The sequence below is a fragment of the Flavobacterium chungnamense genome (genome assembly GCF_039539165.1).
GTDB lineage: Bacteria > Bacteroidota > Bacteroidia > Flavobacteriales > Flavobacteriaceae > Flavobacterium > Flavobacterium chungnamense.
The window spans coordinates 150,942-164,736 of record NZ_BAABCS010000021.1 but is presented as its reverse complement, the minus strand read 5'-3'; the positions used below and the strand labels follow the sequence as shown (position 1 = coordinate 164,736).

At 31.8% G+C, this 13,795-nt stretch carries 15 protein-coding genes; 12 read left to right on the top strand and 3 right to left on the bottom strand.

Features of this window, described 5'->3' with window-relative positions; translation table 11 throughout:
* Window positions 1-88: 88 nt before the first annotated feature.
* From ABD771_RS12915 to ABD771_RS12900, 4 genes are all read left to right on the top strand, one after another.
* A complete protein-coding gene (locus tag ABD771_RS12915) occupies window positions 89-1,549 on the top strand; it encodes a DNA methyltransferase (RefSeq protein ID WP_345095221.1) in 1,461 nt (486 codons plus the stop codon).
* Window positions 1,550-1,561: 12 nt separating this feature from the next.
* Window positions 1,562-1,786: a helix-turn-helix transcriptional regulator gene (locus ABD771_RS12910; protein ID WP_345095219.1), complete on the top strand. Its 225-nt coding sequence runs from the start codon at window positions 1,562-1,564 to the stop codon at window positions 1,784-1,786.
* A 3-nt stretch (window positions 1,787-1,789) separates the two neighbouring features.
* Window positions 1,790-2,998 carry a tyrosine-type recombinase/integrase gene (locus ABD771_RS12905; protein WP_345095217.1) on the top strand — a complete coding sequence of 403 codons (1,209 nt, stop codon included), beginning with the start codon at window positions 1,790-1,792 and terminating at the stop codon, window positions 2,996-2,998.
* A 395-nt stretch (window positions 2,999-3,393) separates the two neighbouring features.
* Window positions 3,394-3,597 (top strand): hypothetical protein, encoded by a 204-nt coding sequence (locus ABD771_RS12900; RefSeq protein WP_345095215.1) that lies wholly within the window; start codon window positions 3,394-3,396, stop codon window positions 3,595-3,597.
* Between the two features lie 31 nt (window positions 3,598-3,628).
* On the opposite strand, the gene ABD771_RS12895 is transcribed toward ABD771_RS12900, so the two are convergent.
* The gene (locus tag ABD771_RS12895; RefSeq protein ID WP_345095213.1) at window positions 3,629-4,216 is read right to left on the bottom strand and encodes a riboflavin synthase; all 588 of its coding nucleotides are present in this window, start codon (window positions 4,214-4,216) and stop codon (window positions 3,629-3,631) included.
* Between the two features lie 61 nt (window positions 4,217-4,277).
* Between ABD771_RS12895 and pdxA the strand changes: the two genes are divergently transcribed.
* The 6 genes from pdxA (at window position 4,278) to accC (ending at window position 9,257) form a co-directional block, all read left to right on the top strand.
* On the top strand, window positions 4,278-5,342 hold the full coding sequence (gene pdxA / locus ABD771_RS12890) for a 4-hydroxythreonine-4-phosphate dehydrogenase PdxA (protein WP_345095211.1): 1,065 nt from the start codon (window positions 4,278-4,280) through the stop codon (window positions 5,340-5,342).
* Window positions 5,343-5,419: 77 nt separating this feature from the next.
* Window positions 5,420-5,962 carry a YceD family protein gene (locus ABD771_RS12885; RefSeq protein ID WP_345095450.1) on the top strand — a complete coding sequence of 181 codons (543 nt, stop codon included), beginning with the start codon at window positions 5,420-5,422 and terminating at the stop codon, window positions 5,960-5,962.
* A 9-nt stretch (window positions 5,963-5,971) separates the two neighbouring features.
* Window positions 5,972-6,166: a 50S ribosomal protein L32 gene (gene rpmF / locus ABD771_RS12880; protein ID WP_298305572.1), complete on the top strand. Its 195-nt coding sequence runs from the start codon at window positions 5,972-5,974 to the stop codon at window positions 6,164-6,166.
* A 141-nt stretch (window positions 6,167-6,307) separates the two neighbouring features.
* Window positions 6,308-7,306, top strand: coding sequence for a beta-ketoacyl-ACP synthase III (locus ABD771_RS12875; RefSeq protein ID WP_345095208.1), 999 nt, complete (start codon window positions 6,308-6,310; stop codon window positions 7,304-7,306).
* 26 nt (window positions 7,307-7,332) lie between these two features.
* Window positions 7,333-7,812: an acetyl-CoA carboxylase biotin carboxyl carrier protein gene (accB, locus tag ABD771_RS12870; protein ID WP_345095206.1), complete on the top strand. Its 480-nt coding sequence runs from the start codon at window positions 7,333-7,335 to the stop codon at window positions 7,810-7,812.
* 98 nt (window positions 7,813-7,910) lie between these two features.
* Window positions 7,911-9,257 carry an acetyl-CoA carboxylase biotin carboxylase subunit gene (gene accC, locus ABD771_RS12865; RefSeq protein WP_345095204.1) on the top strand — a complete coding sequence of 449 codons (1,347 nt, stop codon included), beginning with the start codon at window positions 7,911-7,913 and terminating at the stop codon, window positions 9,255-9,257.
* Window positions 9,258-9,381: 124 nt separating this feature from the next.
* On the opposite strand, the gene rpmA is transcribed toward accC, so the two are convergent.
* On the bottom strand, window positions 9,382-9,642 hold the full coding sequence (gene rpmA / locus ABD771_RS12860; protein ID WP_345095202.1) for a 50S ribosomal protein L27: 261 nt from the start codon (window positions 9,640-9,642) through the stop codon (window positions 9,382-9,384).
* Between the two features lie 24 nt (window positions 9,643-9,666).
* Entirely contained in the window at window positions 9,667-10,131 is a 465-nt protein-coding gene (rplU, locus tag ABD771_RS12855; RefSeq protein WP_345095200.1) for a 50S ribosomal protein L21, read from the bottom strand.
* 225 nt (window positions 10,132-10,356) lie between these two features.
* Between rplU and ABD771_RS12850 the strand changes: the two genes are divergently transcribed.
* On the top strand, window positions 10,357-11,712 hold the full coding sequence (locus ABD771_RS12850; RefSeq protein ID WP_345095197.1) for a M16 family metallopeptidase: 1,356 nt from the start codon (window positions 10,357-10,359) through the stop codon (window positions 11,710-11,712).
* A gap of 12 nt (window positions 11,713-11,724) precedes the next feature.
* Complete coding sequence (locus ABD771_RS12845) at window positions 11,725-13,779, top strand: insulinase family protein (protein WP_345095195.1); 2,055 nt, start codon at window positions 11,725-11,727, stop codon at window positions 13,777-13,779.
* Window positions 13,780-13,795: the final 16 nt, after the last annotated feature.

The following is a 13,795-nucleotide window of genomic DNA, read 5'->3' as shown; positions in this document are numbered from 1 at the left end:
GTCTTTCTAGTTTTGCATCAGAATCTTAAAAGCCAATCTCAACGATTGGAATTTTTTTAAACAAGGTTCTAATGCTAAATTATACTTTATGAAAACAAAAACTTTAACAAGTGTTTCGGTGGTAAATCCACAAAAGTTGAAAATTAATTCAACAACACATTTGCTTTATGTAATCCCCTCCAATTACGAGGAGATTTTAAACAACATTCGTGAGTTTGGAATACTTACTCCGTTACTTGTAAATAAGGATTATGTGGTAATATCCGGTAATTTAAGGTTAAAGATTGCGATTGAACTAAAACTAAAAAAAGTACCGGTAGTTTTTACAGATACTCCAAATGAAATGATGGATATTCTTGCAGTGTCATCAAACAAGTTTAGAACAAAATCAATGGTTGATATTGCTTCTGAAATAAGGTTTTATGACGAATATTATTCTCTTAGAAGAGGGGAAAGAACTGACCTTAATCCACAAATGAAGTTGGTTAAAGACGAAAAGGATTCTGCATATAAATCAATCGGACAATACAGAATAAACAAAATAAAGTCAATTGAAAAAAAATTGAAAAAACTTCACGGGAATACAGAATACTCAATTGATATACTCAATAAACAGTTGAGAAAAATAGATGAAGATGTTTGCACATTGAATGAATTGGATAAAAAACTTGAACGGGAACTTCTCAACAAATGTAATGAGGAAAATAAAGGTTTGAAATATGAAATTAAAACCCAAATGGTATCAATTTTTAATAAAGATTGTATTGATATGTCTGAATTAAAAAATGGGATGATACAAACAATAATTACGAGTCCTCCTTATTATTGGATGTTTGATTACGGGACTGGGAAAGACCAAAATGGACAAGAAAAAACGGTTGAGGAATATGTAGAAAATCTTGTGAGAATATTTGATGAAGCAAAAAGGGTTTTGAAGGATGATGGGTCTCTATTCGTCAATATTAATGATTGTGTTATTAAAGGGATATACCAATCCGTTCCGGAATTATTCTTAATTGAGATGAAAAAAAGAGGGTGGCTATACGTAGATTGTTATTTTTGGTTAAAATCCAACCCTCGATATACCCAAGGGAAAAGAAGTGTTAGAAATTTTGAACCAATTTATCATTTTGTAAAAAGTGAGGATTATTACTATACACAAGATTGGGTGTTAAGTATTAATGACCCTGAAAACAATATCTCTTTGAGTAAATCGGGATTTAAACCAAAATTAAAATCCGGGTTAGATTATAGAGATAAGGTATTATCTACTAGTTCTTCAAATACACAAGAATTAAGAGATAAATGCAAAAAAGAAAACCTGCCAATGGAGAATTCTTGCACATTTCCAATAATGCTTCCAACAATATTTGTTTTATCAACTTCAAAACCAGGTGACTTGATTTTGGATATGTTTAGTGGCACCGGAACAACTGCTGAAAGTTGTATTTTATTAGATAGAAAATATGTGGGTTATGAGGTAAATCCCCTATTCATTAAAGCATCTGAAATAAGGCTTTCAGATTACGAACTAGGACAAGTAGCATAAAAATTTTAAGATATGAAAATAGAAAACAATAAATCAATTAGTCGTTATATGAACGTAAAACAATTATCAGAGTACCTTCAAATTTCAACCTCAAACATTTATAAAAGAACTACTAATGGTTCAATTCCGGTAATAAAAATGAATAAAAGGGTGATATTTGATAAAGAAGAAATAGATAAATGGATGTCATCAGGTTGTGATTCAAACCTTCAAATTCCGTCTCTTAAAGTAGCTTAAATTATGGCAACATTTACATTAGTATTGGACCAAAGGGTTAAATTAAAGGGGGGACTATTTAATCTGTCAATTAGAGTGATTAACGGGAAAGAACAGTTTTATCTCAACCTATCTAAATTGAATAAAGAACAATACCATCACATTTTTATTAGAAAAGGGATGGACTCAAAAAGCATAGAGTTTAGAGAAAAATGTAATGAAGCACTAATAAGAAGTGAAAGGTTGTTTCTTCAGATAAGACCATTTGATAAAAAGAAGTTCAGGTCACAATTTTTTAAAAATGAAGAGAAAACAACCGACTCATTGTTATTAAGTGATTTGTTTGAAAGATTTGCGACAAATTATTCAAGTTTGAAAATAACAAGTCAAAAACACTACAAATACACTAAATTATTGTTTGACGGTCTTTTTCCAGACCTATCTGTCCTTGATGTGACTCCGGGGTTTATAAATGATTTTATAAAGAAAAGAACTGAGCAAGGTGTTAGTCCAAGTACAATAGAATCCAATTTGAGAAATTTAAGGAGGATAATAAACTATTTCATCAACGAAGAACCAATAATCCCTAGTACGTATGTTTATCCTTTTGGGAAAAGGGGTTACAGCATACAAAATCTTTATCCGTCAAAAGTAGTGTTATCAAATGATGAGATAAAAGCAGTCATAGATTTAGATGAATTTGACTCAAATAAACAAGAGTACGCAAGAGATATTTGGTTATTATTATATAGATGTAACGGAAGTAATTTTGCTGACCTGTTGAGAATGAAATGGACTGATATAAGAGGTAATTGTTTGGAGTTTTACCGGAAGAAGACAGAAACAACCAAGAGAAAAAACAGAAAGAAAATTTTGGTGCCTTTAACTGAAGAGTTAAAAAACCTTATTGATAAGATAGGAGACAAAAATAGTATTTACATTTTGGGTAAGTTAAAAGAAGGTTACACCGAAAAGATGTTTGATAACAAAAACCATAAATTGAAGGCTCAAATTAATGCTGAATTAGAATTACTCTCAAAGAAATTAAACTTATCCGTTCCCCTGAGAACTAAAACTGCCCGGGATTCCTATGCTACCACTCTAAAACGAGCCGGTGTTTCAAAAGACCGAATTGGTGAAATGATGGACCATTCAAGTTCATTGGTCACGGAACATTATTTAGCTAGTCTTGATAGAGATGAAGTTTTTGAAATAAATAAACACCTTTTATGAGGTGTTTTTTTTATATTTGCCCCACTTAAAAATAAAAGCCTTGTTTTTAAGCAAGATTTTAAGCAAGAATGATTGAGAAATGAGGGTGAATAATGATAAATAATGTAATCATTAAATTTATTAAAATCTTGAAGGTCAATGTTATCAAGTTATTATAGTTAATCTATCAATAACTCATAATCAGGTGGTCCCTGGTTCGAGCCCAGGTGGGACCACAAGTAAAAGACCTCGAAAAAAGAGGTCTTTTTTATTATACGTAAACCAAAAACGTTTTTTTTACGTTAGTATTGAAAATGATAGTTGTTTGTAAACAAATTGTCAATTGTTTACTACAATAATTAAAATATAAGACAAAAAATTTTGATAAAGAGATTTTTTTTTTACTTTTACGCCCTATGAAAATTGTCCCAAATAAGATAATAGTATTAATCGTCGGGTTGTTAAGTGTAAATTTTACATTTGCAGCACCAGATCCGCCAGAGCCAATACCACCACCACCGCCAGGTTTACCGGTAGATGGAGGTCTAATGGTTTTGTTTTTTGCGTCATTAATTTTTGCATTTTACAAAATATATACAATAAAAAAAGCTTCAAGATAATTGAAGCTTTTTTGTTTTAATAAGTTTATATTTATTTACTAGCATTCAATTTTGCTACATATTTTCCAATTACATCAAATTCTAAATTAATTTTTGTTCCAATTTTAAAACTTTTGAAATTGGTATGCTCAAAAGTGTAAGGTATTATGGCAACACTAAATTCATTGATTTTAGAATCTACAACAGTTAGACTAACGCCGTTAACTGTAATAGATCCTTTTTCAATAGTAATATTGTTTAATGCAGCATCATATTCGAAAGTAAATTTCCAACTTCCGTCTGTTTCTTCAACAGATTTACATAAACCAACTTGATCAACATGACCTTGAACAATGTGTCCATCAAGTCTATCTCCTAGCTTCATTGCGCGTTCTAAGTTTACAATGTCGTTTATTTTCCAATCACCAACATTTGTTTTGTCAATTGTTTCTTTTATAGCGGTTACAGTATAGTTATCGTTTTCTATTCCAACCACAGTTAGGCATACGCCATTGTGAGCAACACTTTGATCAATTTTTAGTTCGTTAGTTATGGATGAGGTAATAGTAAGATGAAGGTTTTCTTCTTCTTTTACAATGTCTTTTACTATTCCAAGCGTTTCTATTATTCCTGTAAACATTTGTCGTTTTATTTTACTAAATTTGCACTTCAAAATTAGCAATAAATAAGAAGAAGTCACTATGAAAAAAGCAGAAAATATAATCGTTGGAATTTCGATAGGAGATTTAAACGGTATTGGAAGCGAAGTAATATTAAAAACATTTGAAGATATTCGAATGTTAGAGTTGTGTACACCTGTAATTTTTGCTAATGTTAAGATTTTATCCTTTATTAAAAGAAACCTAAATTCTGAAGTTGCACTTCATGGGATTGATAAACTAGAACAATTAGTGAAAGGAAAAATTAATGTGCTTAATGTTTGGAGAGAAGGAGTAGATATTAATTTTGGTCAAAATGATGAAAACGTAGGTAAATACGCTATAAAATCATTTGCTGCTGCTACCGATGCTTTAAAAGAAGGATTAATAGATGTTTTAGTTACTGCACCAATTAATAAATATAATATTCAATCGGAAGAATTTAAATTTCCAGGGCATACAGATTATTTAGACAAGGAGTTGGAAGGGAATGCATTAATGTTAATGGTTCAAGACAATCTGAGAGTTGGGTTATTAACCGATCATGTCCCAGTAAATGATGTTGCTAAACATTTGACAGAAAAATTAATTTTCCAAAAAATAGAAACTATTAATTTGACTTTAAAACAGGATTTTAGCATAACTAAACCTAAAATTGCGGTTTTAGCTTTGAATCCTCATGCTGGTGATAATGGAGTTATTGGTAAAGAAGATGACGAAATTTTAAAACCCGCAATTAAAAAATTATTTGATAAAGGAATTTTTGCATTTGGCCCTTATTCTGCTGACGGTTTTTTTGGAAGTGGACAATATGAAAAGTTTGATGCTGTAATTGCAACCTATCACGACCAAGGATTAATTCCTTTCAAAACGTTGTCTTTTGGTAATGGTGTGAACTACACGGCAGGTCTAAACAAGATAAGAACTTCTCCAGATCATGGAACAGCTTACGAAATTGCAGGAAAAGGATTAGCAGACGCATCTTCATTCAAAGAGGCGGTTTATCTTGCGATTGACATCTATCACTCAAGAAATGAGTATTTAGAGTTGTCAAAAAACCCTCTAAAAATCAAAGAAAAACAATTAGAGACAAAAAAAGGTGCTTAACGCTTTTGATTTTACAATAAATTTATATCTTTGCACTCCCAAACCCGAATCTTCGGATGGGACAAATTGATGAAATGATGAAAGTTACAAATGAATTTTTAATTCCGTTTATTGGATTAAAGTTAGGAAAACATCAATTTGAATTTCAAATAAAGAAAAAGTTCTTTGATAGTTTTGATTATCACGAATATGAAGACTGTGATATCAAAGTAAATGTAGTTTTAGAGAAAAAAAGTACCATGTTGGAGCTTTCTTTCAAACACAAAGGATCAATTCATGTGCCTTGTGATTTAACTAACGAAATGTTTGACCTTCCTATAAAAGGTAAAATAAGATTAGTAGTTAATTTTGGAGAAGAGTTTAATAACGATAACGAAGAGTTATTGATTTTGCCTCATGGTGAGCATCAAATAGATATATCGCAATATATTTATGAAATGATTGTGCTTTCGGTTCCTTTAAAAAGGGTTCATCCAGGAATAAAGGAAGGAACTCTACAAACAGAAACACTCGAAAAATTAACAAAACTATCTTTAAAAGAACAGAAAAAAGAGAGTAAAAAAGAAGAAAATACAGACCCTAGATGGGACAAATTAAAGCAACTATTAACGGATAAATAATATAGTAAAATGGCACATCCTAAGAGAAAAATCTCCAAAACAAGAAGAGATAAGAGAAGAACACATTACAAAGCTACTGCAGCTACAATCGCAACTTGTCCAGTAACTGGAGAAGCACATTTATACCACAGAGCTTACTGGCATGAAGGTAAAATGTATTACAGAGGTCAAGTAGTTATTGATAAATCAGTAGTTGCTGCTTAATATATTTTTAAAATTACATTTAAACTCTCACGACCTGTGAGAGTTTTTTGTTTTTTATAAAATTTGATTATAACTAAATATTTTTTTGTAAATTCCACCTCTTTTAAAATTTGATTTATAAAGAGGTTATAAATAAACTATATGAGTAAAATTACAGCCGCAATTACCGCTGTTGGTGGATATGTTCCAGATTATGTTCTGTCTAACCAAGTATTAGAAACTCTTGTAGATACCAACGATGAATGGATTACTACTAGAACAGGTATTAAAGAAAGAAGATTGTTGAAAGAACAAGGGAAAGGAACTTCTTATTTAGCTATTAAAGCTGCCCAAGATTTGTTTAAAAGAGGAAATATTAATCCAGCTGAAATTGATTTGGTAATTATGGCAACAGCTACGCCTGATATGCCAGTAGCTACAACTGGAGTTTACGTTGCTACACAAATTGGAGCTGTGAATGCTTTTGCTTATGATTTGTCTGCTGCATGTTCAAGTTTTCTTTATGGTATGTCAACAGCAGCTGCATACATAGAATCAGGTAGGTATAAAAAAGTTTTATTAATTGGAGCAGATAAAATGTCTTCAATAATTGATTATACAGATAGAGCAACTTGTATCATATTTGGTGACGGTGGAGGAGCTGTTTTATTTGAACCTAATAACGAAGGATTAGGATTGCAAGATGAATTTTTACGTTCTGATGGAATTGGTAGAGAATATTTGAAAATTGATGCTGGTGGTTCTATTTTACCAGCTTCTAAGCAAACGGTAGAAAATAGTCAACATTTTGTTTTTCAAGATGGTAAAACTGTTTTCAAATACGCAGTTTCTGGTATGGCAGATGTTAGTGATAAAATATTACAACGTAATAATTTGACTAAAAATGATGTCGATTGGTTAATTGCACATCAAGCTAATAAAAGAATTATCGATGCAACTGCATCAAGAATGGAACTTGACGAAGAAAAAGTCTTAGTAAACATTCATAAATATGGAAACACAACTTCAGCAACATTACCTTTGTTGTTGAGTGATTTTGAACATAAATTTAAAAAAGGTGATAACCTTATTTTTGCTGCTTTTGGTGGCGGATTTACTTGGGGTTCAATTTACCTTAAGTGGGCATACAACAAACAATAAAAAACTATAACTTAAACAAATCAATTATGGATTTAAAAGAAATTCAAAACCTAATCAAATTTGTATCTAATTCAGGTGTTGCGGAAGTAAAATTAGAAACTGGTGATATTAAAATTACCATCAGAACTACTTTAGAAGGAAATACTCCTGATATAACCTATGTGCAACAAGCGCCAATGCAACAAGCTGTGCAACAATCGGCTCCAGTTCAACAAGTTGCAGCACCAGCGGCTCCTAGTGTACCTGCAGTAGATGAAAATGCAAAATATGTTACAATTAAGTCGCCAATGATTGGTACATTCTACAGAAAACCAGCTCCAGACAAACCAACTTTTGTTGAAGTCGGTTCTTCAATAGGTAAAGGCGATGTACTGTGTGTTGTTGAAGCAATGAAATTGTTCAATGAAATTGAAGCTGAAATCACAGGAAAAATTGTAAAAATTCTTGTTGATGATATGTCTCCAGTAGAATTTGACCAACCTTTATTCTTAGTTGATCCATCTTAATTTAGATTTTTAGATTTTTAGATTTTTAGAACCGTATAGATTTCTAATTATCCAAAAATCCAACAATCCAATTGTCTAATAATCTAAATTATAATAAGATGTTTAAAAAAATATTAATTGCCAATAGAGGTGAAATTGCACTACGTGTAATTAGAACTTGTAAAGAGATGGGCATAAAGACCGTGGCTGTTTATTCAACGGCTGATGCAGAAAGTTTGCACGTTAAATTTGCAGATGAAGCAGTTTGCATTGGTCCTCCACCTAGTAATTTATCTTACTTGAAAATGTCAAATATCATTGCAGCTGCCGAAATTACTAATGCAGATGCAATTCACCCAGGATATGGTTTCTTGTCTGAAAATGCTAAATTTTCTAAAATCTGTCAAGAACACGGAATTAAATTCATCGGTGCTTCTCCAGAAATGATTGACAAGATGGGAGATAAAGCTACTGCAAAATCTACTATGATTGAGGCAGGAGTTCCGTGTGTACCTGGTTCTGAGGGAATTTTAGATTCTTTTGAAGATGCTCAAAAAGTTGCTAAAGAAATTGGTTATCCAGTAATGATGAAAGCAACTGCTGGTGGTGGTGGAAAAGGAATGCGTGCTATTTGGAAAGAAGAAGATTTGCTAAAAGCATGGGAAAGTGCACGTCAAGAAGCTGCAGCAGCATTCGGAAATGACGGCATGTACATGGAGAAACTTATTGAAGAACCGCGTCATATCGAAATTCAAGTTGTTGGAGATTCTTATGGAAAAGCTTGTCACCTTTCAGAAAGAGATTGCTCTGTTCAAAGACGTCATCAAAAATTAACTGAAGAAACACCTTCACCATTCATGACAGATGAATTACGTCATAAAATGGGAGAAGCTGCAGTAAAAGCTGCTGAATATATTAAATATGAAGGAGCAGGAACAGTTGAGTTCCTTGTAGATAAACACAGAAATTTCTACTTCATGGAAATGAATACTCGTATCCAAGTAGAACACCCAATTACTGAACAAGTTATCGATTACGATTTGATTCGTGAACAAATTCTTGTAGCTGCAGGAGTGCCAATTTCTGGGAAAAATTATTTACCACAATTGCATTCTATAGAATGTCGTATTAATGCTGAAGATCCATATAATGATTTTCGTCCTTCGCCAGGGAAAATTACAGTTCTTCACGCTCCAGGCGGACATGGTGTGCGTTTAGATACTCACGTTTATGCTGGATATACAATTCCGCCAAATTATGACTCTATGATTGCAAAGTTGATTACAACAGCCCAAACACGTGAAGAAGCTATCAATAAGATGAAACGTGCTTTAGACGAGTTTTATATTGAAGGAATTAAAACAACTATTCCTTTTCATAGACAATTGATGGATGAACCAGATTATGTTGCAGGAAATTACACCACAGCATTTATGGAATCCTTCAAAATGAAAGACTTAGAATAATAGAATTTCAAACAATTCAGATTAAAAACCATTCGAATTAACGAATGGTTTTTTTTTGATTACTATTATATAAAAAAACCCGTTCAGTTACGAACGGGTTTTTAATTATCTAAAATAATTTAGATTATGCTTCAAAAGGAATTACAGAAACAAAAGACTTGTCGTCTGCTTTTTTCTGAAATTTCACAATACCATCAACTTTAGCATGTAAAGTATGATCGTTACCCATGTAAACATTTTCACCTGGATTGTGTTTAGAACCTCTTTGTCTTACGATAATGTTTCCAGCAATTGCAGCTTGACCACCATATATCTTAACGCCTAAACGTTTTGAATGTGATTCTCTACCATTCTTCGAACTACCGACACCTTTCTTGTGAGCCATGATGTATTGGTTTTTATAAGTTAATTACTCTTGGTTATCTTTCTTTTTAGCTTTTTTAGGAGCTTCTACCCCTTCAGTTTTTTCTGCTTTAGGAGCTTTAGCTTTTTTAGGAACTATCTCTTCTGTAGTTTCTACTACCGGAGCTGCTTCTTTTTTAGGAGCTGCTTTTTTTCCACCAGTAATACTAATTCCTTCAATAAGGATTTGAGTCAAATACTGGCGGTGACCATTTCTTTTCTTGTAACCTTTTCTTCTTTTCTTTTTGAAGATAATTACTTTATCACCTTTTAAGTGTTGTAACACTTTTGCTTCAACAGAAGCACCTTCTATAGCTGGGGCGCCTAAAGTTACATTTCCATTATCGTCTAATAAAAGAACTTTGTCAAAAGAAACTTTTGAACCTTCTTCACTAGCCAAACGGTGAACATAAACCTTTAAGTCTTTGCTTACTTTAAATTGTTGCCCTGCTATCTCTACGATTGCGTACATAACAAATTGTTTAGTTAATTTTTTTAAGGTTGCAAATATACAAATAAATATTTCTCATACAACCCATTTTTAAAAAAGTTTTCACTTATAAATCAATTGATTATATATTTTGAAATTTAAAGTTAAATACTTTTTTAAGTAGGAATAAAAAAATCTATTTTTGTGTAACAGAAATTGCAATTATTACACTAATTGTACTATCAACTAAAATTTATAATAGTTTTTATGAAAAAATCTTTAATCGCTTTAAGTTCAGTGCTTATGCTTGGAGGAACAGCTCATGCCCAAAAGGTTGCTTTTGAGGAATATGACTTAGCTAATGGAATGCATGTTGTTTTACACAACGATCAATCCGCACCTGTTGTTATAACTTCGGTTATGTATCACGTAGGTTCAAAAGATGAAAATCCTGAAAGAACAGGTTTTGCTCACTTTTTTGAACATTTATTATTTGAAGGAACTGAAAACATCAAAAGAGGTGAGTGGTTCAAAATTGTTACAGGAAATGGTGGAACAAACAACGCCAATACTTCTGATGACAGAACTTACTACTTCGAAGTTTTCCCATCAAACAATTTAGAATTGGGATTATGGATGGAATCAGAACGATTAATGCATCCTGTTATCAATCAAATTGGTGTTGATACTCAAAATGAAGTCGTAAAAGAAGAGAAACGTCTTAGAGTTGACAATCAACCTTATGGTAGCTGGATTGCTCAAGTAAAAAAGAATTTATTCAAAAATCATCCTTATCGTTGGGCAACTATTGGTTCTATGGAACATCTAGATGCTGCAACTTTAGAAGAATTTCAAGCGTTTAACAAAAAATTCTATGCTCCTAAAAATGCTGTATTAGTAGTTGCGGGTCAATTAGACATTGCAAAAACTAAAGAATGGATTGAAAAATATTTTGGACCAATTCCTGCTGGTGAAAAACCAGTTAAGCAAACATTTGTTGAAGAACCAATTACGCAACAATTAAATGCTAGATATGAAGATCCTAATATTCAAAAACCAATGGTGGTTGCTGCCTATAGAACACCATCAATGAAAACTAGAGATGCTAGAGTTTTAGATATGATTTCTACTTTATTGAGTGATGGAAAAAGTTCAAGATTGTACAAAAAAATCGTTGATGAGAAGAAAATGGCTCTTCAATTAAGTTCATTCAATTATAGCCAAGAGGACTATAGTTCTTACATGATTATCGGAATTCCTCAAGGTGAGTTTACATCTGCTGATTTAATTAAAGAAGCTGATGAAGAAATTGTAAAACTTCAAACAGAGTTAATATCTGAAAATGATTTGTTGAAATTGAAAAACAAATACGAAAATAACTACGTAAACGGAAATTCAAGTGTTGAAGGTGTTGCTGAAAATTTAGCTACATATTATATGTTGTATGGCGATATTAATTTAATCAATACTGAAATTGAAATTTATCGTTCAATTACTCGTGAAGAAATTAGAGATATTGCTAAGAAATATTTGAATCCAAATCAAAGATTGATTTTAGATTATGTTCCTGCAAAAGACAAAGCTGACTCAAACGAAAGTGAACTGGCGAAGCAAAATAAATAAACTTACACGAAAATGAGAAAATCACTAATTATATTATCAAGCTTGTTTTTAACTATCACTATGCAAGCACAAGACAGATCACAGCCGAAACCAGGACCAGCTCCTACTATTAACATTAAAAAACCAGTTTCATTTGTTTTACCAAACGGATTGAAAGTTTTGGTTGTTGAAGATCATAAATTACCTAGAGTTTCATTCAACCTTTCTATCGACAATGCTCCTTATGCTGAAGGCGATAAAAAAGGTTTAGATGAATTAACAGGTTCATTAATTGGAAATGGTTCTAAAACTATCAGCAAAGATGCTTTCAATGAAGAAGTAGATTTTTTAGGTGCTGATATAAACTTTAGTACAAATGGAGCATTCTCAAGCGGTTTGTCTAAATATTCAAAAAGAATTTTAGAATTAATGGCTGATGGGGCATTAAACCCAAACTTTACTCAAGAAGAATTTGATAAAGAAAAAGAAAAACTTATTGAGGGTTTAAAAACACAAGAAAAAAGTGTTCCTGCTGTTGCCGGAAGAGTTGAAAACGTATTGGTTTACGGAAAAAACAATCCAGCTGGAGAATATCTAACAGAGCAAACTATCAACAATGTTTCTTTATCAGATGTAAAAACTAATTATAGCACTTATTTTGTTCCAGAAAAGGCTTATTTAGTAGTTATTGGTGATGTTAAATTTAAAGAAACTAAGAAATTAGTTGAAAAACTTTTTGGTTCTTGGGTTAAAGCTAAAGCACCTCAAATTACTTATAACACTCCAAGTAACGTTCAATACACACAAATTAACTTTGTGGATATGCCAAATGCAGTTCAATCTGAAATTTCTTTAGTGAATACAGTAAATTTAAAATTATCTGACCCTGATTTCTTTCCAGTTATTGTAGCAAATCAAGTTTTAGGTGGAGATTTTAATAGTTATTTAAACATGAACTTACGTGAAGCTCATGGTTGGACTTATGGCGCTCGTTCTAATGTAGGTTCAAGCAAATACATGGCTAGTAAATTTAAAGCTAACTCACAAGTGAGAAACGCTGTTACTGATAGCGCTGTTGTTGAATTCTTAAAAGAAATTAAAAGAATCAGAACAGAAAAAGTTTCAGAGCAAACATTAAACGATGTAAAAGCTGGATATGTTGGAAGATTTGTAATGCAAGTTGAAAAACCTCAAACAGTAGCTCGTTATGCATTAAACATTGAAACAGAAGGTTTACCTGCAGATTTCTATGAAAACTATATCAAAAACATTCAAGCGGTAACTGCTGACGATGTTACAAGAGTTATGAATAAATATGTTCTTGAAGATAATTTAAGAATTATTGTTACAGGTAAAGGTTCAGAGGTTATTCCTGGTTTAGAACGATTGAAAATTCCAATGTTCTATTTTGATAAATTTGGAAATCCAACAGAGAAACCAGCTATGAAAAAGCCTACTCCTGTTGGAGTTACTGTGAAAACAGTTATGGATAATTATATCAAAGCTATTGGTGGAGATAAAGCTGTTGCAGCGGTAAAAACTATTTTCTTAACTGGTTCTTCAGAAATTGAAGGAGCACCAGCGCCATTATCTTATGTTGTAAAAAAAGACGTAAAAGGAAAAACATTATCTAAACTAGAATTAGTTGGAATGATGGAACTTTCTAAACAAGTTATAGGAGATACAAGTGGATATACTTCTTCTCAAGGTCAAAAGAAAGATTTAACTCCAGAAGAATTTGCTGAGAAAAAACCTTTAGCAACAACATTCGAAGAATTAGCATTAGCTAAAAAAGCTGACGTTGTTGTAGACGGAATAGAATCAATAAATGGGGTTGATGCTTATGCTATCAAAAATGGTAAAACCACTATTTACTATGATGTAAAAACTGGTTTAAAACTTTTATCATCAACAACATCTGAAAGAAATGGTCAAAAAATGACTTCTACAATTACTTTCAATGACTATAAAGATGTTAAAGGAATTAAAGTACCTCACAATATCATAATGTCTCAAGGTAGAGAAATTGATATCAAAATTTCTGATGTTAAAATCAACGAAGGTGTAACCGATGCTGATTTTCAATAATTAGATAGAAATAATT